This window comes from Streptomyces lasalocidi (assembly GCF_005280215.1).
Lineage (GTDB): Bacteria > Actinomycetota > Actinomycetes > Streptomycetales > Streptomycetaceae > Streptomyces > Streptomyces longwoodensis.
In genome coordinates, this window is record NZ_SZNQ01000001.1 from 7,375,137 (window position 1) to 7,395,713 (window position 20,577).

Genomic DNA, 20,577 nt, shown 5'->3' on the forward strand with positions numbered 1-20,577 from the left:
CAACGGCGGCCCCGCGGACGCCCCCTGGGCCCGGGCGAGCCCGAACCCGGTCCCTCCGGTCGAATCGGTGTTCCATTTGTGGAGGGAGGCAGGCTAAGGTCACACTCGGCGAGATCTTGTATGGAGGTGCCCGAAATGGAGAACAACACGCCGGTACGCCGTGGGCGGCCGCCGGGCATCCGGCCTGTCGAGGGTCGGCTGACCGCTCGGCAGCAGGACATCGTCCGGTTCATCACGGCCACGGTGCAGCGGCAGGGGTACCCGCCGTCGATGCGCGAGATCGGCCAGGCGGTGGGCCTGGCCAGCACCTCCTCCGTCGCCCACCAGTTGATGGTGCTCGAACGCAAGGAAGTCCTGTACCGCGACCCGCACCGCCCGCGCGCCTACCGCGTCCGCGAGGCGGAACTCGCCGAACTGGCGGGGCTGTCGGAGCTCCCCGGCCTGTCCGAGCCCGCCGTGCGTGCGGTCGAGCAGCCGAGCAGGACGTCGGCCGTGGACGTGCCCCTGGTGGGCCGGATCGCCGCCGGTGTGCCGCTGCTCGCCGAGGAGATGGTCGAGGACGTCTACCCGCTGCCCCGCCAACTCGTCGGCGAGGGCGAGCTCTTCGCGCTGACCGTCTCCGGCGACAGCATGATCGAGGCGGCGATCTGTGACGGCGACATCGTGACCGTACGACGCCAGGACAGCGCCGACCAGGGTGACATCGTCGCGGCCCTGCTGGAGGACGAGGCCACGGTCAAGGTGCTGCGCCGCCAGGAGGGACGGGTCTGGCTGATGCCCCGCAACCCGGCGTACGACCCGATCCCGGGCGACGAGGCGCGCATCCTGGGCAAGGTGGTCGGGGTCCTGCGGGTGCTGTGAGGCGCCGGCGGACCGGAAGACCGACATGAGAACGTTGCCGTAGCCGTCGTCCGGAGGAGCCGTCCGTGGTCGTTCGCCGTGTCGTGCCCAACATCTCGTCCGACGCCGCGCAGGAGACCCGCGCCTTCTACGGCCTGCTGGGTTTCGAGGAGGTCATGGACCTCGGCTGGATCACCACGCTCGCGTCCCCGTCCCAGCCGGCGGCGCAGGTGAGCTTCATGGCGTACGACAAGACGGCGCCGGTGGTGCCGGACATGAGCGTCGAGGTGGACGACGTGGACGCGGCCTACGCGGCCGTGCGGGAGACGGGCGCGGAGATCGTGCACCCGCTGCAGGACGAGGAGTGGGGAGTGCGCCGCTTCTTCGTCCGCGACCCGAACGGCCGAGTGGTCAACGTACTGGGCCACCGCTGAACCCTTCCGTCCGGCGATCCCGCCCCCCGGCGGTTTCGCCGACGTGAATCTCTCCCCGACCTCGACGGCACGCCCACCGTCGCGTCGGGCAGGCCGGAGCCGGCCGGCGGGTCCCCGGCCGGCCCTCGATCGCCCCCGCTCGGCCTCCGCGGCCGAGAATGATCGGCGAAAGGCCAAAAGTATTCGGTATACGACTGTGAACCGCGGGCAGGCGTAGGTGTGTGCCCGGCGTAGTTCGGCGCCAACGCGGTGGCCGCTGAAGTCCACTGCTACGGCCTGCTCCTGGTGGGAGTTCAGGGCCGGCGGGCGAGGTGTTTGCAGGGGAGAGGGATGGTCATGCTGCTTCCGGCCGAGAAGGAACTCCGTGCTGCGCTGGCTCGGTTCGCCCAGGCGCGAATCGAGCACGACCGGCGTCCCACGGGTGACACGAGCCGTGTGCTGGAGGACGCGACCTACACGCTGTGTGTGATGACGGGTGCCCGTACGGCCGACGACGCCCTGGCCGCGGCCGACGCGCTGCTGGACCGCTACTGCGTCAACCGCCGCAGCGCCGTCACCCAGGAGGAAGAGACGCTGGCGGCGTAACCGCGCACCGCTCGCCGAGGCCGCGTCGGGGGATTCCCTCCGGCGCGGCCTCCGCGTGTGCGGCCGTGTCGGCCCTTCTGGACCGGGACCGCGGTGGCTACGCTCACCGGCACCGACTCCGCGGGAGGTTCCATGCAGCCGACGCGCCAGGCGATCCGGGCCGACCGGGCCTTCGACGGGGTACGTCCGCTGCCCGGCGGGCTGACCGTGTTCGTCGAGGACGGGCGGATCACCGGTACGGAACCCGGCCGGGCCCCGGCCCCCGAGGGCTGGCAGGTGCGGGACTTCCCCGGCGCCACGCTGCTGCCCGGCCTCGTCGACATGCACGGCCACCTGGGCGCCGACAGCCACGACGGGGCCCTGGAGCGGATGGCCACGGACGAAGCGGCCCGGCTGGAAGTGGTCATCGACGACTCCCTTGGCCGCCAGCTCGCCGCCGGAGTGACCACGGTGCGCGACCTCGGTGACCGGGACTGGACGGTCGTCCGGCGCCGCGACCGGGCCCGGTCCACCGGAACGGCCGGGCCGCCGTCCCCCACGATCGTCGCCGCCGGTCCGCCGATCACCACCCCCGACGGGCACTGCGCCTTCATGAGCGGCGCGGCGAGGGGGGAGCGGGAACTGCGTGCGGCGGTGCGGGAACGGGCCGAGCGGGGCGTCGACGTGGTCAAGGTGATGGGCAGCGGCGGCGTGCACACGCCCGGCACCGACGTCGCGCGCTGCCAGTTCACCCTGGACGAGCTGCGCGTGGTGGTCGACGCCGCGCATGCCGCCGGCCTGCCGGTCACCGTGCACGCGCACGCCCTCGCGGCCGTCGAACAGGCCCTGGACGCGGGCGCCGACGGCATCGAGCACTGCACCTGCCTCACCGCCGAAGGCGTGGTGATCACCGACGGCCTGGTGGAGCGCCTCGTACGGCAGGGCGTACGGGTCTGCCCCACGCTCGGCACGACCCCGCAGGCCGTACCGCCGCCGAACGTACGGGCGGTCATGGAACGCTTCGGATTCGGCCTCGGGCAACGGCAGCAGCACGCCGCCCGGATGCACCGGGCGGGCGTCCGGCTGGTCTCCGGCGCGGACAGCGGCATCAATTCCGGCAAGCCGCACGGCGTCCTGCCCGCCGCCGTCGCCCAGTTGGCCGAGGGCGGCGTTCCGGCGGACGCGGCGCTCGCCACCGCCACGTCCCTGGCGGCGGACGCGTGCGGCCTCGCCGACCGCAAGGGCCGCGTGCGGCGGGGGTTCGACGCGGATCTGCTGCTGGTGGGCGGGGACCCGTTCACCGACCTGGCCGCGCTCTCCCGCCCGGTCGCGGTACTGGCGGCGGGGCTGTGGACGAGCACCGATCCGCGATCCGCACCAGAATGACGCGAAAGGTCCCGTTCGATCGCAAGGGTGCGGTGATGCACGACAACACCGAGAGCGCAGCGGAAGAGCCCGCGGAGCCCGACCCGTACGACGAGGAAGCCGATCCCGGGTACGACGAGGGCGAGGACGTGTACGACGACGCCGACGCCGACGCGGGGGACGCCGCGGCCCTCCGGGCGGACCCCGACGTCTTCCTCGACGTCCCCCTGCTGAAGGTCGACGAGATCGACCTGGACGTCGAGGACCTGCGCGCCCACGTCTCCCTCCAGGCCGAGGTACTGGACCTGCTCAGGCTCAACGTGGGCGCCGACGTCTCGCTGGGCCGCGTCCACCTCGGCATCTCGGGCGTGGAGGCGCAGGCCCAGCTCAGGGTCCGCCTCGACAACGTCGCCACGATCATCAACCGCGTGCTCACCACGCTCGACCGCAACCCCGAGATCCTGCACGAACTGGCCCGCGGGGTGGGCTCCGCGGTGCAGGACGTGGGCAGCGGAGCCCGTGTCGCGGTCGGCGAGCTGGGCACGGGCGCCGGGGCGGCGGTGCAGGACGTGGGCCGGGGCGCCGGGGCCGCCGTCCAGGACGTAGGCCGGGGGGCCGGAGCGGCCGTGCAGGACGTCGGCCGAGGCGCGGGGCGCGCGGTCGAGGACGTGGGCGGCGGCGCCGGAGCGGCCGTGCAGGACGTCGGCGGTGGCGCGGGACGGGCCATCGGGGACGTCGGCAGCGGCGTCGGGCGGACCGTGGAGGAGGTCGGCGGAGGCGCGGGACGAGCCGTCGAGGGCGTCGGCGGAACTGCGCAGCAGACGGTCGCGGACCTCGGCGGCGAGGCCGGGCAGGCGGTCGGGGACGTCGCCTCCACGGCCGCTGTCGGGACGGTCGGCGAGGAGACCACCGGCACCGCCGGCAAGGTGGCCCGCAAGGCGGCGGGCGGCCCCGCGCGCCGCCGCTCCGAACTCACCGGCCGGCGAACGGCCTCGAAGGCGGCGGCCGCCAGGGCCGCGGACGAGCCACCGGACGAGGCCGTCCCCGCGGAGGCGGAGGCGGAGGCGGAGGCGGAGGCTGAGCCGGCCCCGCGCCCGCGCCGCAAGCGCACCCAGGACGGCAAACTCCCTCCGCGCCCACGCCGCCGCCGGACCACCGGGGAGGCCGAAGAGCCGCCCTGAACGACGGACGCCGCGGCCCGGCAGCCGGAGCCGGCGGCCTGGGACATCGCGTTCGAGTCGACGGTCCACGCCGACCGGCTGCGCTTCGAGGAGGAACCGTCGACGGACGTCCGCTTCCCCGGCACCGGGGAGCGGGACTCGACGAGCCACAGCGAGCGGTCGCGCCTGCCCCGCCCGGTCGAGCCGGGCCGGGACTACGACGACGTCACCGTGGCGTACCGCCTCGCGACCCGGGTCGTCGGCACCCCGGGAGGGCGACCGCGACCGGCACGGGAGTGAGGGTCAGCAGGCGTCGTAACGCCAGGCGTCGCCCTCCAGGGTCCACGGCTGGCCCTGCTGGTCGAACTTCGGCAGGCCGCTCACCTTGTAGCCGACCTGCGCCCGCGTGCCCGAGACCTTCGCGTGGACGTCCGTCGCCTGGTGGTCCGGGCCGTAGTCGGCGGCGGCCTTCGCCACGACCGCCTTGTAGGACGCGGGCGTCGTCGTCCCCTGGCAGCGCTTGGACAGCATGCCGTAGGCCGTGTCGGCGTCGCCGGAGAAGTACGACGCGGTGTAGACGGCGATCGCGGCCTGGAGGTCGTCGTTCTCGTGCTCGGCCGGCACGCTCACCGTGGGCTCCGCCACGGGCGTGCCGCTGTCGCTGGCCGGCGCCGCGTCGTCGTCGGAGGACGAGCAGGCGGTCAGCGCGAGGAGCGCGGCGGCGGTGAGCGCGATGGCGGTGGTGCGGCTGTCCATGATTCCCCCGTGGGCGTCCGGTGTGTCCGGTGGTCATGATGCCGCGCGGGGCCCGTCCGGTTCCGGGCGGGTGCGGGAAGGGGCAGATCGGGTGCGGGAGAAAACGGATCCGGATCGTCGTCCCGAGCGATATGGACGCAGCGTTCATATTCTGCTTAAATGAACTCAGAGTTCATTTACGGCTCCGGAAGGGAACCCCCATGACCACCGCACCCAGCACCACCCGCCGCGTCGCCCTCGTCACCGGTGGTTCCGGCGGCATCGGCCGGGCCGTCGTCGAGCGGCTCGCCGCGGACGGCTTCGCCGTCGCCGTGCACTACGCCGGGAACAAGAACGGGGCCGAGGCCCTCGTCGAGGAGATCACCGCCGCCGGCGGCCGGGCTGTCGCGGTGAGCGGCGACGTGGCCGACGAGCACGCGATGGAGGCCGCGTTCGACGCCGTCGAGGCGACGTTCGGCGGGATCGACGTGGTGGTGAACACCGCCGGGATCATGGTCCTGTCGCCGGTCGCGACCCTGGACCTCGACGACCTGGACCGGATGATCCGCACCAACGTCCGCGGCACCTTCGTCGTCTCCCAGCAGGCCGCCCGCCGGCTGCGCGACGGCGGCGCGATCATCAACGTCTCCACCTCCGTCACCCGCACCCAGCTGCCCACCTACGGCGGCTACGTCGCGAGCAAGGCCGCCGTCGAGGGCCTCACGCTGATCCTCGCGCGGGAGCTGCGCGGCCGGGACGTCACCGTCAACACCGTCGCGCCCGGGCCGATCGCCACCCCGCTGTTCCTCGAGGGCAAGGACGAGGCCACCGTCACCCGTTTCAGCAAGGCCGCACCGCTGGAGCGCCTGGGCGAGCCCCGGGACGTGGCCGAGTCGGTGGCCTTCCTGGCCGGCCCCGCCCGCTGGGTCAACGGCCAGGTCCTGTTCACCAACGGCGGCCTCGCCTGACCCCACCGCCCGCACCCGCGCCCGTTCCCCTGGAGGGACCCCCATGTCATCCGTCGTCCTCATCACCGGCGCCGCCACCGGCATCGGCAACCTCACCGCCCGCGCCCTCGCCGCGGCCGGCCACACCGTCTACGCCAGCATGCGCGACGTGCGCGGCCGCAACGCCGCCCGCGCGGAGGAACTGCTCGCGCTCGGTCGGCGCGAGGGCCACGACCTGCGGGTCGTGGAACTCGACGTGCAGTCCGAGGCGTCGGCCGAGGCCGCCGTCGCGACCGTCCTGGGGGAGGCCGGCCGGCTCGACACCGTCGTCCACAACGCCGGTCACCTCTACGTCGGTTACGTCGAGGCGTTCACCCCCGAGGACATCCAGCGCCTCCTCGACATCAACGTCCTCGGCATCCAGCGCGTCAACCGCGCCGCCCTGCCGCACCTGCGCTCACGCGGCTCCGGCACCCTCGTCTACGTCGGCAGCACGACCTCGGTCGTCGTACCGCCGTTCCTCGGCCCGTACGTGGCCTCCAAGTTCGCCGCGGACGCGCTGGCCCAGGTCACCGCGTACGAGGTCGGGCAGCTCGGCATCGAGACCACCGTCGTGATGCCGGGCCCCTTCACCCAGGGGACCGAGCACTTCCCCAACGCCGGCCGCGCCCACGACGACGAACGCACCCGCGCCTACGCCGCCCTGGACCCGATGGTGGCCCGCAACGAGGAGGCCACGGAAGGGCTGTTCCCGCCCGGTGTCGACGCGCACCCGCGTGCCGTCGCCGAGGAGATCGTCCGCGTCCTGGCCCTCCCGGCCGGCACCCGGCCCTTCCGCACGGTCGTGGACTTCAGCCAGGCCGGTGTCGAGGAGGTCAACGAGGTCCTGCGCCGCGCCCAGGAGGACTTCGTCACCCGGCTCGGCTTCGGTGAGCTCCTCCACGTCAGGACCGCCCCGGCCCAGGGGACGCCGTAGGGCTTCCTAGACTGATCCGGTTCCGGCACCGAGCGAGGAGGACACCGTGACGAAGCAGGCCGAGGGCGCCGACGAGCGCCCGGCCCGCGGGCGGGGGCGCCGCCCGGCCGACGAGGTCCGCGCGGACGTGTTCCGCGCGGTCGGCGAGGTGCTCCTCACCGAGGGGATCGCCGGTCTGACGTTCGAGCGGGTGGCCCGTCTGTCCGGTGTCAGCAAGACCACGCTCTACAAGTGGTGGCCCTCCAAGGGCGCCCTGGCGCTCGACGGCTACTTCCACGCCGTCGAACAGACCCTGGCCTTCGAGGACACCGGCGACATCCGCGCCGACCTCCTCCACCAGCTGCGCTCCTTCGTGCGGATCATGACCACGACCCCGGCCGGCCGCGTGGTGACCGAGCTGGTCGGCCAGTCCCAGACCGACGAGGACCTGGCCACCGCCTTCCGCACCCTCTACTCCTCCGAACGCCGGCGCCTCGCGGGCGAACGCCTGGCCAGGGCCAGGGAACTGGGGCAGATCAGGGCGGACGTCGACGTCCAGGTCCTGGTCGACCAGCTGTGGGGCGCGGTCTACCACCGCCTGCTGATCCCCGACGAACCGGTGACGGACGACTTCGTCGTCGCCCTGGTCGGCAACCTCTTCGACGGGGTCGCGCGCACCTGAGGCGCCGTCGGCCCGCCCGGCGGCGATGAGTTCCGGTCGACTCGGCAGTCCCCATCCGTGACCGTCGTAGGCACGGCGTACGCCGCTGCCCGCAGCCGACACCGGAGGACACCATGACGAGCACCCCGGACCCCTCGACCAGCGCACTGCCCGGCTCTCCGCCCATCGTCGACATCGCCACCTGGCGGGCCGCGCGGGCGGAGCTGCTGGTGCGGGAGAAGGCACACACCCGGGAGGGGGACGCCATCGCCGCGGCCCGGCGGCGGCTGCCGATGGTGGAGTTCGACGGCAGCGTCGAGGTCGTCGGGGCCGACGGGCCCGTGCCGTTCCTCGACCTGTTCCAGGGGCGGGACGAGCTGGTGGTCTACCAGCACATGTGGCACGACGGCGCCCCGCACCAAGGCCAGTGCGAAGGCTGCACCAACGCGGCCTGGCACCTCAAGGACGCCGTCTACCTCAACGCCCGCGGGGTGTCGTTCGCCATCCTGACCACCGGCCGCTGGGAGGAGGTGGAGCCGTTCGTCGCGTTCATGGGGTACACCCAGCCCTGGTACTCGGTGCGCGACGTGCCCCCGCCGGTCGGCGGCGACATGGGGTACGTCTCCTGCTTCCTGCGCGACGGCGACCGCACGTTCCTCACCTACTCCACGACGGGCCGCGGCAACGAGGCGTTCAACGCGACCTTCGGCCTGCTCGACATGACGCCGTACGGCCGCGGCGAGGCGTGGGAGGACCACCCCGAGGGCCGGTCGCAGGGCCACGAGCCGTGCTGGTACTGGCGGTCGGACGCCGACGGCAACCCCACCTGGGGCCCGACCAGCCGCCCGGTACCCCAGTGGACCCGCCCCGGCGCGACCCCGGTCGACACCCTGGGCCGCCGAGGGCCCCACTGCTGACCGTCATGACCGGCGCCGGGGCGGGCACGGGCGCCGCACGGCCGGCCGGAGGGGGCCGGACGGGCGGCCGGGCCGGGTGAGCGAACGCGGCACCGGAACGGCGTGAAGATTGCCGGAACACGGCAATGAAACGACGCCTCCCCGCATGCCAGGATCTCGGCACGTCGGAGGTCGGCGACGGGCGGGAGGGGGACGCACGCATGGCCTGGTTTCTCGGAATCGGCATCACGGGGGTCGTGCTGCTCGCCCTGTCGCTGGCCTTCGACGGGGTGCTGGAGGGCGTGCTCGACGGTGCGCTGGACGGCGTCCTGGACGGGTGGTTGTCGTTGCCGGTCGCGGCCGGGTTCACGGCCATGACCGGCTTCGGCGGCGCGATCGCCACCGGCGCGGCGGACGCCGGCCCCGTCGCCGCCACCGCGGCCGGAGCCGTCTGCGGCCTGGTCACGGCCTGGCTGACGTACCGCTTCAGCCGGGCCCTGATGGACGGCGGGACCGCCGTCACCCCGCGGGGCGACGACCTCGTGGGCACCTCGGGCAACGTGGTGACCGCCATCCCGGCGAACGGCTTCGGCGAGGTGCTGCTCACACTCGCGGGCCAGCCGGTGAAACGGGCGGCTCGCAGCGCGGTGCCGGTGGCCCGGGGCGCCGAGGTGTGGGTGGAGGCGGCCCCGTCGGCGACCTCGGTCGTGGTCCGCCCGGTGGAACGGGACCGCTGAGCCGCCCCGGACCGTCACTCCTTCTTCTCCTTCCCTCTGTGTTCCTCTTCTCCAGTCCTAGGTCGATTCGGGGGCATCGTCATGAGTCCTGTCGTCGTCGCGGTCGCGGGGGTCGTCGTACTCCTCGTGCTGCTGGCACTCGTCGTCATCACCCGCTACAAGGTCGCGGGCCCCAGTGAGGCGTTCATCGTCACGGGGCGGCGCGGCAAGAAGGCCACCGACCCGGAGACCGGCCGGGTGTTCACCGACAACAGCGGTCAGAAGGTCGTGGTCGGCGGCGGCGTGTTCGTCGTGCCGTTCGTGCAGCAGAAGTTCACCCTCGACCTGTCCTCCCGGCACATCCCCGTCGCGGTGCGCGGCGCGGTCACCCTGCGGGGGGTGAAGGCCAACCTGGACGGGGTTGCCATCGTCAAGGTCGGCGGCACCGAGGACTCGATCCGGGCGGCGGCCCAGCGGTTCCTGATGCAGCAGGACGGCATCGTCGGCTTCACCCAGGAGGTGCTGTCCGGCGCGCTGCGCGCCATCGTCGGGCGGATGTCGGTCGAGGACGTGATCCGCGACCGTGCCGCGTTCGCCGGACAGGTGGCCGAGGAGGCCGAGGCGAGCCTGTCCGGGCAGGGCCTGGTGCTGGACGCCTTCCAGATCCAGGACATCACCACCGAGGGCTCCTACCTGGAGGACCTGGGCCGTCCCGAGGCCGCCCGTGCCAAGCAGGAGGCCGACATCGCCGAGGCGGTGGCGCGACGCGCGGCCGAGCAGGCCCGGCTGAAGGCCGAGGAGGAGATCGCGGTCGCCCAGCGGACCTTCTACCTGAAGCAGGCCGAGATCAAGGCCGAGACCGACGAGGCGGCGGCCCGCGCGGCGGCCGCCGGCCCGCTGGCGGAGGCGGCACGGCAGCAGGAGATCCTGGCCCAGCAGGAGAAGGTCGCCGAACGCCAGGCCGCCCTGACGGACCGCCAGCTCGACACCCAGGTCCGCAAGCCGGCCGACGCCCAGCGGTACGCGGCCGAGCAGGAGGCCGAGGCCAAGCGCGTGGCCCGCGTCAAGCAGGCCGAGGCCGAGCGGGCGGCCGCGATCGCCGCCGCCCAGGCTGAGGCCGAGCGGGCCCGGCTGACCGGTGAGGGCGAGAAGCAGCGCCGCAGCGCCCTCGCCGAGGCCGGGGCCGTCGAGGGCCTGAAGCAGGGTGAGGCGGAGCGCGCCCGGCGCGCGGCGATCGCGGAGGCGGTGCGGCTGGAGGGCGAGGCCGAGGCGTCGGCGATCGGCGCGAAGGGCGCCGCCGAGGCGGACGCCATGCGCAAGAAGGCCGACGCGTTCGGGCAGTACGGCGACGCGGCCATCCTGCAGATGCTCGTCGAGGTGCTGCCGCAGGTCGTGGCCAAGGCGTCCGAGCCGCTGAGCGCGGTGGAGAAGATGACGATCATCTCCACCGACGGGGCGAGCCGCATCCCGCGTGCGGTGGCCGACAACGTCGCCCAGGGGCTGGAACTGCTGGGCTCCACCACGGGGGTCGACCTCGCGGAACTGCTCAAGGGCGTGACGCAGCGGGTCGGCACCCCCGGTGGCGGTAGCGGACGGCGCCGCTCAACGGGAAGGTGGAGATCACCGGCTGACGGGCCGGTGGACCGGGGCCTTCCCGCCGGACCGGCCCGCGTCAGAGCTCCTGCGCGGGCCAGTCCAGCAGGCGCGCCCCGATGACGGCCGTCTGGAGGGTGTAGCGGTGCGTGGGATCGCCCGGGTCGGCGCCCGTCAGCCGGTGGATGCGCTCCAGCCGGTAGGTGAGGGCCCGCACGCTCAGCGCGAGGCGGCGGGCCGCCTCCGCCGCCGTGCAGCCCGACGCGAAGTACACCTCCAGCGTCCGCAGCAGCGGCTCCGGGCCGCCCCGCGCACCGCGCAGCGGACCCAGCGCGCTGCGCACCAGGTCGGCCATGGCCTGCCGGTCACGGGCCAGGACGGGGTAGACCAGCAGGTCGGCGGCGCGCACCACGGGCTCCTCCAGCCCCAGCCGCCCGGCGAGTTCCAGGGCGCTCAGCGCCTCTTCGTACGACTGCACGACCCCGCCCGCGCCCGGCTGGGGGCGCCCGACGGCCACCCGGCTGCCGTCGGTGGCGGCGTGGGCCTGCTTGGCGAAGTGGGCCAGCACGTCGTCCTGGTCGCCCGGCGCGACGCAGATCAGCCGCCCGTTCTTGGTGGCGAGCAGGATGTGCCGGTCACCGAAGCGCGCCCGCAGGGCCGCCTCGACGTGGCGGGTCACCGGTGCGGTGTCGTCGTACGCCTCGGGTCCCTCCGCGACCGCGACCGCGTGCGCCCGGGACAGGACGAGGCCGAAGCGTTCCGCGCGTTCGGCGAGGCGGCCCAGGTCGCTGCGTCCGTAGAGCAGGTCGTCGATGAACTCCCGCCTGGCGGCCTCTTCTTCGCGCACGGCCATGCGCTGCGCCCGCTCGTACCCCTCGGCGAAGGCGTCGACGGCCTGCTCGACGGCGGCCAGGACGCGGTCGGCCGAGTCGGGGGCCGTGCGCCAGGCGGCCCGGGTGGCCGCGAGGTGGTGCCGTACGAGGGCGCGTAGGCTGTGCCCGTCCTCCGCTGCCCGCTCGCCGAGGGCGCGCCGCTCGTCGAGCTCCTCCCGGGTGGGACGGCGCCCGGTGGCGGAGACCCCGGTCAGCATCTCCGCGTACCCGCGCAGGTACGGCCGCACGGTCTCCCACTCGCCCACGCCGCCGCCCCCTGTTCCCCGGTGCCCCTGTACCGCGACGACGCGACGCCGGCGTCTTCGGCACCGGGAGCGTAACCGAGCGTCGCCGCAGCCCTTCGACCAGGGGAGGTCGGTCGTCCGCGCGCCCGGAGGGCCGGAGTCAGACGACGGCCTCCGGGCGGGCCGGGTCGAGGTGGTGCACGGCCGTCGTGCCGGCGTGCGGGGCGAGCAGGGCCCGCAACTCCTCGGCCGCGGCCCGCAGGAGGCCGCCGTCGCGCTCGGCGTGCAGGGTCTCCAGGGCGAAGACCACGTGGGTGGAGTCCTCGGTCACCCGGGTGCGGTGGGCGTCGCGGTGGTTCCAGTGGCGGGTGAGGACACCGGCCGCGTCGACGTAGACGACCTCGCCGGGCCCGGGGTGTTCCACGGTGTCGGGTTCACCGAGCGGGGTGAAGGTCTCGGTGCCGTCCGCCGGGCGGATGACGACGTCGCCCTGGACCCGGTCGAGGTCGAACGCGCCGGCGGGCAGGCCGTGCCGCACGGAGACGGCGTTGTAGGAGTCGACGGCCGGGTTGATCCGGGGCAGCGACCCCTTCTTGGCGAGACGGCGGCCGAGCGCGTCGACGCTGGGCCTCACGCGCCGGGGGTTGGTGCCGAAGGAACGGTAGGCGGTGTGCCAGGCCTCGATGCGGGGGTCGGTCTCGTCGGCGGGGGCCCAGGAGCCGTCGGCCAGGCCCTGTTCCAGTTCCTCGACGGCGGCGGCGGTCAGGGGCCAGGGTTTCCCGGCCGCGCAGGCCGGTGGCGGTGACGAGGGCGATGAGGGTGCCGGGGAAGGCGTCGGCGACGGCGGTGCCGAGGCGGAAGGCGGGCATGGGGGCGTTCCGTTTCCGTGCGGGTCGGAGGGGTGCGGGAGTCCGAGCAGGGGGGCAGGTCGCGGGTGTCGCGGGGCGGTTCAGGACGTCCAGCGGCCGATGCGGTCCAGGCGGCGGCGCTGCCGGCGGGCGGCGGGTACGTCCAGGCCTTGGCCGCGGGCGGTGAGGTGGTCGGCGACGGCGGTGCGGTGCTCGACGGGCTTGTGGTCGTCGTACTTGAACTTGGCCAGCACGTCGATGACGTCCAGTCGCAGCCCGCGGATGCCGGACAGCATCCGGCCGTACGGGGGCCGGTCCACGGCGACGGGGGCGTGGTCGCCGTCCGGCTGGAAGTGCGCGAGCTGGCGGCGCAGCAGGTCGGCCTTGTCCTCCGGGTCGTCGACGACGTGGGCGCGGCAGGTGAACCGGACGGCCGAGTAGTAGCTGGTCGGCACGCCGTCGGCCGGCGGGGTGTCCGCCGGGGCGCGCCAGGGGCCGGGCACGAAGGCGTAGTCGCCGATGACCGTGAGGACGACGTCCGGGTCGTGCTCGATCGCCTCCCAGACGGGGTGGGGGCGGGCGAGATGCACGAGGAGCCGCGGTCCGTCGCAGGCGAAGTGGGTGGGGACGGTGTGCGGCGGCCGGCCGGGCGTCCCGTTGACGACGAGCAGCCCGAAGTCGTGGCCGTCGGCGATCCAGCGCTGCCACTCGCCGTCGTCCAGGCTCGCGTCCCAGGGGTGAACCAGCATGCCGCGCTCCTCCCTGCCGTCCATCCCGTACGATCCATCCGAACGACCAGACCGTACAACAGAACGACCGCCGCCTGACAATCGAACGACCGGGCGGTGCAGTGGAATGGTCCGCACACATGCAGGACCGAGGAGGGGTGACCAGGTGGCGGAGACGGCCGCGACGCTGCGGACGGTCGCGCACAACGTCCGGGCGGCGCGCACCCGGGCGGGCCTGTCGCTGGAGGAACTCGGCCGGCGGGCCCAGGTCAGCAAGGGCGCGCTGGTGGCGCTGGAGAAGGCCCAGGGCAACCCCAACCTGGCCACCCTGGTCCGGCTGGCCGACACCCTCGGGATCTCGGTGTCCGCCCTCATGCAGGGGCCTCCCGAGGGACGCGTCCGGGTGGTGGCCGCGGACGCCGTGGCGCCGCTGTGGACGGGGGAGCGGGGGAGCGAGGCACGGCTGATGCTCACCACCTCGGGGCCGGCCCCGGTCGAGGTGTGGCGCTGGCGGCTGGAACCGGGGGAGGAGTACCCGAGCCACCCGCACCAGGCCGGGGTGGTGGAGACCGTCAGTGTGACCGCCGGCCGGATGACCTTGCTCGTCGACGGCACGGAGCACGCCGTGGAAGCGGGACAGACCGCCACCTTCGACGGAAGTACGTCCCACACGTACCGCGGTGCGGGCGATCGGACCTGTCACCTCGTCATGACGGTCCACCTGCCGCCGGGGCCCGGTTCCACGACCTGAACCGCCCCTGGGCGGGCAGGGGAGCACGGGCAGGCGCCCCGGGCTGACCCACACGGTGGACCCAGGGGCCGGCGGAGCCGTGGGCCGGGATGCGGGACCCGGCGCCCGCACCTACCGTCGAACCGTCCCGCCGGTGAAGAGGTCGGGCTGGGGCGTCGACACGGGAGGAGACCGGCATGGGCCGCGCCAAGAGCGCCCGCGGTAGGAACACGCGCAGGCAGCCGAAAGGATCCGGCGCCCGGCCCGAACCCCACGGCGGCCCACGGCCGCCCGGTACGGCAGCCCCGGCCGCACCGGCTCCCCGGGTCACCCCTCCGGCTCAGGTGGCCCGGTCGGCGCACGTCGCCCCGGCCGTACGGGTGGTGGCTCCCGACTCCGCTCCTGCGGCCGACTCGTTCCCCGTGCGGGACCCGGCCCTGCCCCTCGCGCCCCCGAGCGGGACGACCGCCCACCCCTCCCGGTCCGGCCGGCAGCTGACGCAGCTCGACCTGTGGTCGGTGGCGGCCACCAGCGCCCTGGTCTGTCTCGCCCTGGGCGTGTGCCTGGCGGTGGCGGCTTCTCTCACCTGGGTGGTGATCGACTTCCTGAACCCCAAGCCGGAGGCGGGGCCTTCGCCCGTCTGGGGGCTGACCTTCCTCGCCGTCACCCTCATGGTCGAGGTGGTCCTCGGGACGGCCCTGGCCACCGCCGCCGCGTACTTCTACAACCTCGCCTCCCGCTGCACCGGCGGAGTGCACCTCAGGGTGCGGGACAGCGAGGGGCCCAGCGCCGTGGAGGTCACGACCCTGCGGGAGTACCGGCGCCTGCGTGCCACCCTGCACCGGTACGCCGCCGCCCGCCTGCGGCCGGCCGCCCCCGCCGGCGTCCAGGTGCGGCAGGTGGCCGGCGTCCGGGCCGCCGAGTACTGACGGCCCGGCCCGGCCGGGGGCGTCCGACGGGACCGGCCGCGCCGCATCTCACGCCCGGACCGGTCCCGTCGGGTGCCTCACGCCTGGGCGAGCAGCGGGTCGTACGGTGACGAGTGGCGGCGGCCGGTCATGAAGGACACGAAGTCCTTGACGAAGGCGCTGCGCGTGTACGTCGTCCCGGAGGCGGCCGTGTCGCGGTGGAAGGCGGTGCGGAACAGGGCGCGGTACTCCTCCGCGTCGATGGTCTGGTTGCCGTCCTTGTCGGTGACGTCGAAGAGGACCTCGGCCACCTTGATCAGCGCCGGCCCCGCGAGGGACGGTACGGCGGCCGCGTACTCCTGGGCGCTCACCCGGCCGTCGCCGTCGGTGTCGAGGGCGGCCTGGAGTTCCCGCCACCACGCGGCGAAGGCGTCGTAGAGCCGGTTCTCCTCGGGCTCGTCCAGGTCCAGGCGGGTGGACAGCTCGCGGGCCATGGCGGCGAGGTCGGGCCAGTCGAGGTAGCCGTTGCCGGTCTGGTCCAGCACCTCGGCGAAGAACTCCTCCGCGCCGCGCCGCTGTCCGCCGTCCGCCGCCGTCGGCTCCGGGTCGGGGGGCAGGGGGCTGATGAGCCGGATGAGGGCACCGGCCCGGTTCATCGCGTCGCGCAGGGCGCCGACCGTGCGGGCGCGCGGGTCGTCGCTGCCGGGGGAGAGGGCGAGCAGATCGGTGATGGCCTCGGGCTTGCGCCAGCTCTCGGGCAGTACGCGGGCCAGGCCGGCGGCCAGGTAGGCGCCCTGCATCAGGGTCGGGGCGCCGGGGAGTTCGGGCAGCCCGGCGCGTCGGCGGAAGGGTTCGGGCAGCGACGCCACGGTGACCGCTCCGACGACCGGGCCGACCACGGCACGGCCCGCCGCCCACAGGGTGGGCAGTCCGTTCAGCAGGGCGGGGGCCGGGAGGTGGTCGAACAGCTTGTACAGGACGATGCGCATCGCCTCCGTGTTCTCGAGCTCCTCCTCGACGATCCGGTCGTAGTAGCGCCAGAAGTCGGTCAGCGAGGCGGGGAGGTGGTCGGCGTGGCCCTCCAGCGCGGCGAGGAACCCGCGGAACTCCCGGTACAGGCGCTCCATCACGTCCTGTTCGAGGGGCTGGCCGCTGAGCCGGCACATCGTCACGGTGCTCTCGAACAGGGTGGCGACCACCCACGCGCGTGCGGCGGGGTCCATCGCGTCGTACGGGCGGTGCCGGTCGTCGGCGCCGCTCATGCGGGCGTGCAGGCGGTTGAGCCGTGCCGCCTCCCGCTGGCGGGCCTGCTCGTCCGCGCCCCACATGCGCTGGAGGCTCACGAGGGTGTTGCGCAGCCGCCGCCAGGGGTGCGCGACGAACGTCGAGTTGTCGATCAGGGCGGCGCCGACCTGCGGGTGGGCGGCCTCCAGGACGGTCGCCCGGATCATGGCCAGGGCCCAGCGCGGATCGTGGAAGAACTCGTGGAACTCCGAACCGGGTCCGAACAGCGGGTGCGTCGCCTCCCCGGCGCCGGGGCCCGACGGTCCGCGGTCGTGGTCCGTCGTGTCGGCACCGGGGCTGTCGGGGGAACCGTCGTCTGCGTGGGTCACGTTCGGTCTGCTCCGTTCTGGTGCTGGTAGGGGGGCTGGTCCGGGGCGGGGCCCGGTGGCTGGCCGCGGCCGGGGCCCTGGCCCCCGTCCCGCCTCGATCCCTCCCCCGGGCCATGGCCCTGCGCGGGGAGGACGCCGCCGAAGCGACGCTCGCGCCGCTGGTAGGTGTGCAGGCAGTCGAGGAAGTGCCCGGCGCGGAAGTCCGGCCACAGCACCTGCGGGAAGACCCACTCGGCGTAGGCGACCTGCCAGAGCATGAAGTTGGAGATGCGCTGTTCGCCGGAGGTCCTGATGACCAGGTCGACGTCGGGGGTGTCGGGGAAGGGCAGGTGTGCGGCGAAGCTCTCCTCGGTCACGGCGTCGGCGGGGACTCCGCTGCGGATCAGGGACCGCGCGGCCGCCACGATGTCCCGGCGCCCGCCGTGGTCGAAGGCGACGGTCAGCGTCATGCCCCGGTTGTTCCGCGTGAGGGTCATCAGGTCGGCGAAGTCCCGTGCCAGAGGCTCGGGCACGCGCGGGTCGCCGACCCCGAGGAAGCGGCAGCGGATGCCGCGCGCGTGCAACAGCGCCGCGTGCTTGCGGACGACGCGGCGCACCAGCTGCATGAGGAAGCCGACCTCCGTGCTGGGACGGCTCCAGTTCTCGGTGGAGAACGCGTACAGGCTGAGCCATCCGACGCCGGCCGAGCGGGCCGCCTCGATCACGTCGATGACCGCGGCCTCGGCCGCGCGGTGCCCCGACGTCCGGGGCAAGGACCGCTGCGCGGCCCACCGCCCGTTGCCGTCCATCACACAGGCGACGTGCCGAGGCGTCCTGCGCACACTCATGACCGCCCCCCCATGACGACGACACCGCAGCTCACCGCCCTGCTGCGGCCACTTCCCCCAGGGTGCCAGCGCCGGTGGGAACAGCCGGCCCGACCGGTGACACTTCACCCGTCGCACCTCTGTCCGAGACGATCGCCCGGCGCGTCCGCCCGACCCGCGGTCCGGGCCTGATGAGCGGGCCTGCGGGAGGGATCGGCACGGCTGGGTGGTGCCTACAATGGAATCGATCGTCTTGTGACGTGGATCACAGGAGGAGGTGTCATGGGCACCCCGACCACCGACCAAGGAACCATCGGCGACCCCGGCCCTCTGGGTCTCGCCGCCTTCGCCGCGACGACGTTCGTCCTCAGCACGTTCAACGCGCACCTCATCACCGACCAGCGGCTGGTGGCCGTCGTCCTGCCGCTGGCGCTCTTCTACGGCGGACTCGCCCAACTCCTCGCCGCCATGTGGGAGTTCCGCAAGGGCAACACCTTCGGCGCCACCGCGTTCGGCTCCTTCGGCGCCTTCTGGCTGTCGTACGCCGCCTACGCGAAGTTCGTCGCGCCCGGCCTGCCGGTGTCCACCGCGCACCAGGCGACGGGGCTGTTCCTGCTGGTGTGGGCCGTCTTCACGGTCTACATGACCGTCGCCGCGACCCGCACGACCGGGGCGATCCTCGCGGTGTTCGTCATGCTGTCCGCGACGTTCGTCGTGCTGTGCGTCGCCGAGTTCGCGCAGTCGCCCAACACGGTGAAGGCCGGCGGCTGGCTCGGTCTGATCACGGCCGTGTGCGCCTGGTACGCCTCCTTCGCGGGCGTCACCAACTCCACGTACCGGCGTGCCGTCCTGCCGGTCTTCCCGAACCTCGGTGACCTCCTGCGCTCCCGACGCACGCGCCACCACGGACCCTTCGGAGCCCACGCATGACCGGCTCCGGTGGCGAGACGCTCTCCAACCTGCTCCACGAGGAGCGGCGGTTCCCGCCGCCCCCGGAGCTGGCCGACGCGGCGAACGCCACCGCGGCGGACTACGCGCGCGCCGACGCCGACCGCCTGGCCTTCTGGGCCGAGGCGGCCGGCCGGCTGGAGTGGGCGCGGCCCTTCGACGAGGTGCTCGACTGGAGCCGTGCCCCGTTCGCCCGCTGGTTCACCGGCGGGCGCCTGAACGCGGCGTACAACTGCCTGGACCGGCACGTGGCGGCCGGCCTCGGGGAGCGGGTCGCCTTCCACTGGGAGGGCGAGCCCGGCGACACCCGCACGATCACCTACGCGGAGCTGACGGCCGAGGTCTGCCGGGCGGCCAACGCGCTGCGCGCACTCGGCGTGCGCACCGGCGACCGGGTGGCCGTCTACATGCCGATGATCCCCGAGACGGTGGTGGCGATGCTGGCCTGCGCCCGCATCGGCGCCCCGCACACCGTGGTGTTCGGCGGCTTCTCCGCCGACGCGCTGCGCGGCCGCATCCTCGACTGCGACGCCCACGTGGTGATCACCGCCGACGGCGGCTACCGCAGGGGCAAGCCCTCCGCGCTGAAACCCGCCGTGGACGAGGCGGTGCGGGAGTGCCCCGACGTACGCAGCGTGCTCGTCGTCCGCCGCACCGGGCAGGAGGTCGACTGGACCGACGGCCGGGACGTGTGGTGGCACGACCTGGTGGACGCCCAGCCCGCCGAGCACGAGGCCGAGGCGTTCGACAGCGAGCACCCGCTGTACATCATGTACACCTCCGGTACGACCGCCCGTCCCAAGGGCATCCTGCACACCACCGGCGGCTACCTCACCCAGGTCGCCTGGTCGCACTGGGCGGTGTTCGACGTCAAGCCCGACCGGGACGTGTTCTGGACGGCGGCCGACATCGGCTGGGTCACCGGCCACTCGTACATCGTCTACGGCCCGCTGGCCAACGGCGTCACCTCCGTGATGTACGAGGGGACACCGGACACCCCGCACCAGGGCCGCTGGTGGGAGCTGGTCGAGAAGTACCGCGTGTCGATCCTCTACTGCGCCCCGACCGCGATCCGCACCTTCATGAAGTGGGGCGCCGACGTGCCGGCCCAGTTCGACCTGTCGTCGCTGCGCCTGCTCGGCTCGGTCGGGGAACCGATCAACCCGGAGGCGTGGGTCTGGTACCGCCGCTACATCGGCTCCGAACGCTGTCCGGTCGTGGACACCTGGTGGCAGACCGAGACCGGCGCCCAGATGATCAGCCCGCTGCCCGGGGTGAGCGTGTGCAAGCCGGGCTCGGCCCTGCGCCCCCTGCCCGGCATCGCGGCCGACGTCGTCGACGACACCGGCACACCGGTGCCCGACGGCGCCGGCGGCTACCTGGTCCTGACCGAGCCGTGGCCGGGGATGCTACGCACCATCTGGGGCGACGAACAGCGGTACGTCGACACGTACTGGTCCCGCTTCCCCGGGTTGTACTTCGCCGGGGACGGCGCCAAGAAGGACGAGGACGGCGACATCTGGCTGCTGGGCCGGGTCGACGACGTCATGAACGTCTCCGGGCACCGCATCTCCACCACGGAGGTCGAGTCGGCGCTCGTCTCCCACCCCCGGGTCGCGGAGGCGGCCGTGGTCGGCGCGGCCGACCCGACGACCGGGCAGGGCGTCGTGGCCTTCGTCATCCTGCGCGGCGACGGGGCAGCTCCGGGCACCGACGGCTCGGCCGGCGCGGACGAAGTGGCCGCCGAACTGCGCTCCCACGTCGCCCGGGAGATCGGTCCGATCGCCAGGCCGCGCCAGATCCTGCTGGTCGCGGAGCTCCCCAAGACGCGCTCCGGCAAGATCATGCGCCGTCTGCTGCGGGACGTGGCCGAGAACCGCGCCCTCGGCGACGTCACGACCCTCACGGACTCCTCGGTGATGGACGAGATCCGGGAGCGGTTGCCGTCGGGGGGCACGGGGAGCGCGGCCGGAGGCGCCGGAGCGGAGGAGGCGTAGGTCCGGCGGGGGAGCA

General features: G+C 73.9%; 20 protein-coding genes and 1 pseudogene. 15 read left to right on the top strand and 6 right to left on the bottom strand.

All coding sequences use genetic code 11. The annotated features are described in order from the left end of the window. The first annotated feature begins 135 nt into the window (after positions 1-135). The 5 genes from lexA (at position 136) to E4U91_RS33325 (ending at position 4,384) form a co-directional block, all read left to right on the top strand. On the top strand, positions 136-861 hold the full coding sequence (gene lexA / locus E4U91_RS33305; RefSeq protein WP_174867898.1) for a transcriptional repressor LexA: 726 nt from the start codon (positions 136-138) through the stop codon (positions 859-861). A gap of 65 nt (positions 862-926) precedes the next feature. Beyond that, positions 927-1,274: a VOC family protein gene (locus E4U91_RS33310; RefSeq protein WP_137310256.1), complete on the top strand. Its 348-nt coding sequence runs from the start codon at positions 927-929 to the stop codon at positions 1,272-1,274. 336 nt (positions 1,275-1,610) lie between these two features. Continuing rightward, entirely contained in the window at positions 1,611-1,859 is a 249-nt protein-coding gene (locus tag E4U91_RS33315) for a DUF5133 domain-containing protein (protein WP_067238715.1), read from the top strand. A 132-nt stretch (positions 1,860-1,991) separates the two neighbouring features. After that, on the top strand, positions 1,992-3,224 hold the full coding sequence (locus E4U91_RS33320) for an amidohydrolase family protein (protein ID WP_137310257.1): 1,233 nt from the start codon (positions 1,992-1,994) through the stop codon (positions 3,222-3,224). 35 nt (positions 3,225-3,259) lie between these two features. Beyond that, the gene (locus E4U91_RS33325; protein ID WP_137310258.1) at positions 3,260-4,384 is read left to right on the top strand and encodes a TrbL/VirB6 family protein; all 1,125 of its coding nucleotides are present in this window, start codon (positions 3,260-3,262) and stop codon (positions 4,382-4,384) included. Between the two features lie 282 nt (positions 4,385-4,666). Here the strand turns inward: E4U91_RS33325 and E4U91_RS33335 are convergent, their stop codons facing one another. Then, positions 4,667-5,119 (bottom strand): hypothetical protein, encoded by a 453-nt coding sequence (locus tag E4U91_RS33335; RefSeq protein ID WP_137310259.1) that lies wholly within the window; start codon positions 5,117-5,119, stop codon positions 4,667-4,669. Between the two features lie 200 nt (positions 5,120-5,319). Between E4U91_RS33335 and E4U91_RS33340 the strand changes: the two genes are divergently transcribed. The 6 genes from E4U91_RS33340 (at position 5,320) to E4U91_RS33365 (ending at position 10,989) form a co-directional block, all read left to right on the top strand. After that, positions 5,320-6,066, top strand: a complete 747-nt coding sequence (locus E4U91_RS33340) for an SDR family oxidoreductase (RefSeq protein WP_137310260.1) — start codon at positions 5,320-5,322, stop codon at positions 6,064-6,066. A gap of 43 nt (positions 6,067-6,109) precedes the next feature. Further along, positions 6,110-7,021, top strand: a complete 912-nt coding sequence (locus E4U91_RS33345; RefSeq protein ID WP_137310261.1) for an SDR family NAD(P)-dependent oxidoreductase — start codon at positions 6,110-6,112, stop codon at positions 7,019-7,021. A 46-nt stretch (positions 7,022-7,067) separates the two neighbouring features. Next, on the top strand, positions 7,068-7,682 hold the full coding sequence (locus tag E4U91_RS33350) for a TetR/AcrR family transcriptional regulator (RefSeq protein ID WP_137310262.1): 615 nt from the start codon (positions 7,068-7,070) through the stop codon (positions 7,680-7,682). Between the two features lie 113 nt (positions 7,683-7,795). After that, positions 7,796-8,578 (top strand): DUF899 family protein, encoded by a 783-nt coding sequence (locus E4U91_RS33355; protein ID WP_137310263.1) that lies wholly within the window; start codon positions 7,796-7,798, stop codon positions 8,576-8,578. A gap of 200 nt (positions 8,579-8,778) precedes the next feature. Next, positions 8,779-9,294: a hypothetical protein gene (locus E4U91_RS33360; protein WP_137310264.1), complete on the top strand. Its 516-nt coding sequence runs from the start codon at positions 8,779-8,781 to the stop codon at positions 9,292-9,294. Between the two features lie 81 nt (positions 9,295-9,375). After that, complete coding sequence (locus E4U91_RS33365; protein ID WP_241678770.1) at positions 9,376-10,989, top strand: flotillin family protein; 1,614 nt, start codon at positions 9,376-9,378, stop codon at positions 10,987-10,989. Here the strand turns inward: E4U91_RS33365 and E4U91_RS33370 are convergent. The 3 genes and pseudogenes from E4U91_RS33370 to E4U91_RS33380 form a co-directional block, all read right to left on the bottom strand. Next, entirely contained in the window at positions 10,946-11,956 is a 1,011-nt protein-coding gene (locus E4U91_RS33370) for a PucR family transcriptional regulator (protein WP_137311136.1), read from the bottom strand. The genes E4U91_RS33365 and E4U91_RS33370 overlap by 44 nt on opposite strands. Positions 11,957-12,143: 187 nt before the next feature. Next, positions 12,144-12,852: pseudogene (locus tag E4U91_RS33375) on the bottom strand (B3/B4 domain-containing protein). Positions 12,853-12,932: 80 nt separating this feature from the next. Beyond that, on the bottom strand, positions 12,933-13,580 hold the full coding sequence (locus tag E4U91_RS33380; protein ID WP_137310265.1) for an FMN-binding negative transcriptional regulator: 648 nt from the start codon (positions 13,578-13,580) through the stop codon (positions 12,933-12,935). Between the two features lie 145 nt (positions 13,581-13,725). Between E4U91_RS33380 and E4U91_RS33385 the strand changes: the two genes are divergently transcribed. Then, positions 13,726-14,310 carry a helix-turn-helix domain-containing protein gene (locus E4U91_RS33385; RefSeq protein ID WP_174867899.1) on the top strand — a complete coding sequence of 195 codons (585 nt, stop codon included), beginning with the start codon at positions 13,726-13,728 and terminating at the stop codon, positions 14,308-14,310. A 362-nt stretch (positions 14,311-14,672) separates the two neighbouring features. Next, the gene (locus tag E4U91_RS33390; RefSeq protein WP_168218216.1) at positions 14,673-15,218 is read left to right on the top strand and encodes a DUF3566 domain-containing protein; all 546 of its coding nucleotides are present in this window, start codon (positions 14,673-14,675) and stop codon (positions 15,216-15,218) included. Positions 15,219-15,295: 77 nt separating this feature from the next. Here E4U91_RS33390 and E4U91_RS33395 read toward each other — a convergent pair whose 3' ends face one another. Both E4U91_RS33395 and uppS read right to left on the bottom strand, forming a co-directional pair. Next, positions 15,296-16,708: an oxygenase MpaB family protein gene (locus tag E4U91_RS33395; RefSeq protein WP_241678922.1), complete on the bottom strand. Its 1,413-nt coding sequence runs from the start codon at positions 16,706-16,708 to the stop codon at positions 15,296-15,298. Between the two features lie 98 nt (positions 16,709-16,806). Continuing rightward, positions 16,807-17,637, bottom strand: coding sequence for a polyprenyl diphosphate synthase (gene uppS, locus E4U91_RS33400; protein ID WP_137310269.1), 831 nt, complete (start codon positions 17,635-17,637; stop codon positions 16,807-16,809). 261 nt (positions 17,638-17,898) lie between these two features. Between uppS and E4U91_RS33405 the strand changes: the two genes are divergently transcribed. Together E4U91_RS33405 and acs are read left to right on the top strand one after the other, a co-directional pair. Beyond that, entirely contained in the window at positions 17,899-18,546 is a 648-nt protein-coding gene (locus E4U91_RS33405) for an acetate uptake transporter (protein ID WP_137310270.1), read from the top strand. Next, positions 18,543-20,561 (top strand): acetate--CoA ligase, encoded by a 2,019-nt coding sequence (gene acs, locus E4U91_RS33410; RefSeq protein ID WP_137310271.1) that lies wholly within the window; start codon positions 18,543-18,545, stop codon positions 20,559-20,561. Before E4U91_RS33405 ends, acs begins: the two co-directional genes overlap by 4 nt. The last annotated feature ends 16 nt before the right edge of the window (positions 20,562-20,577 follow it).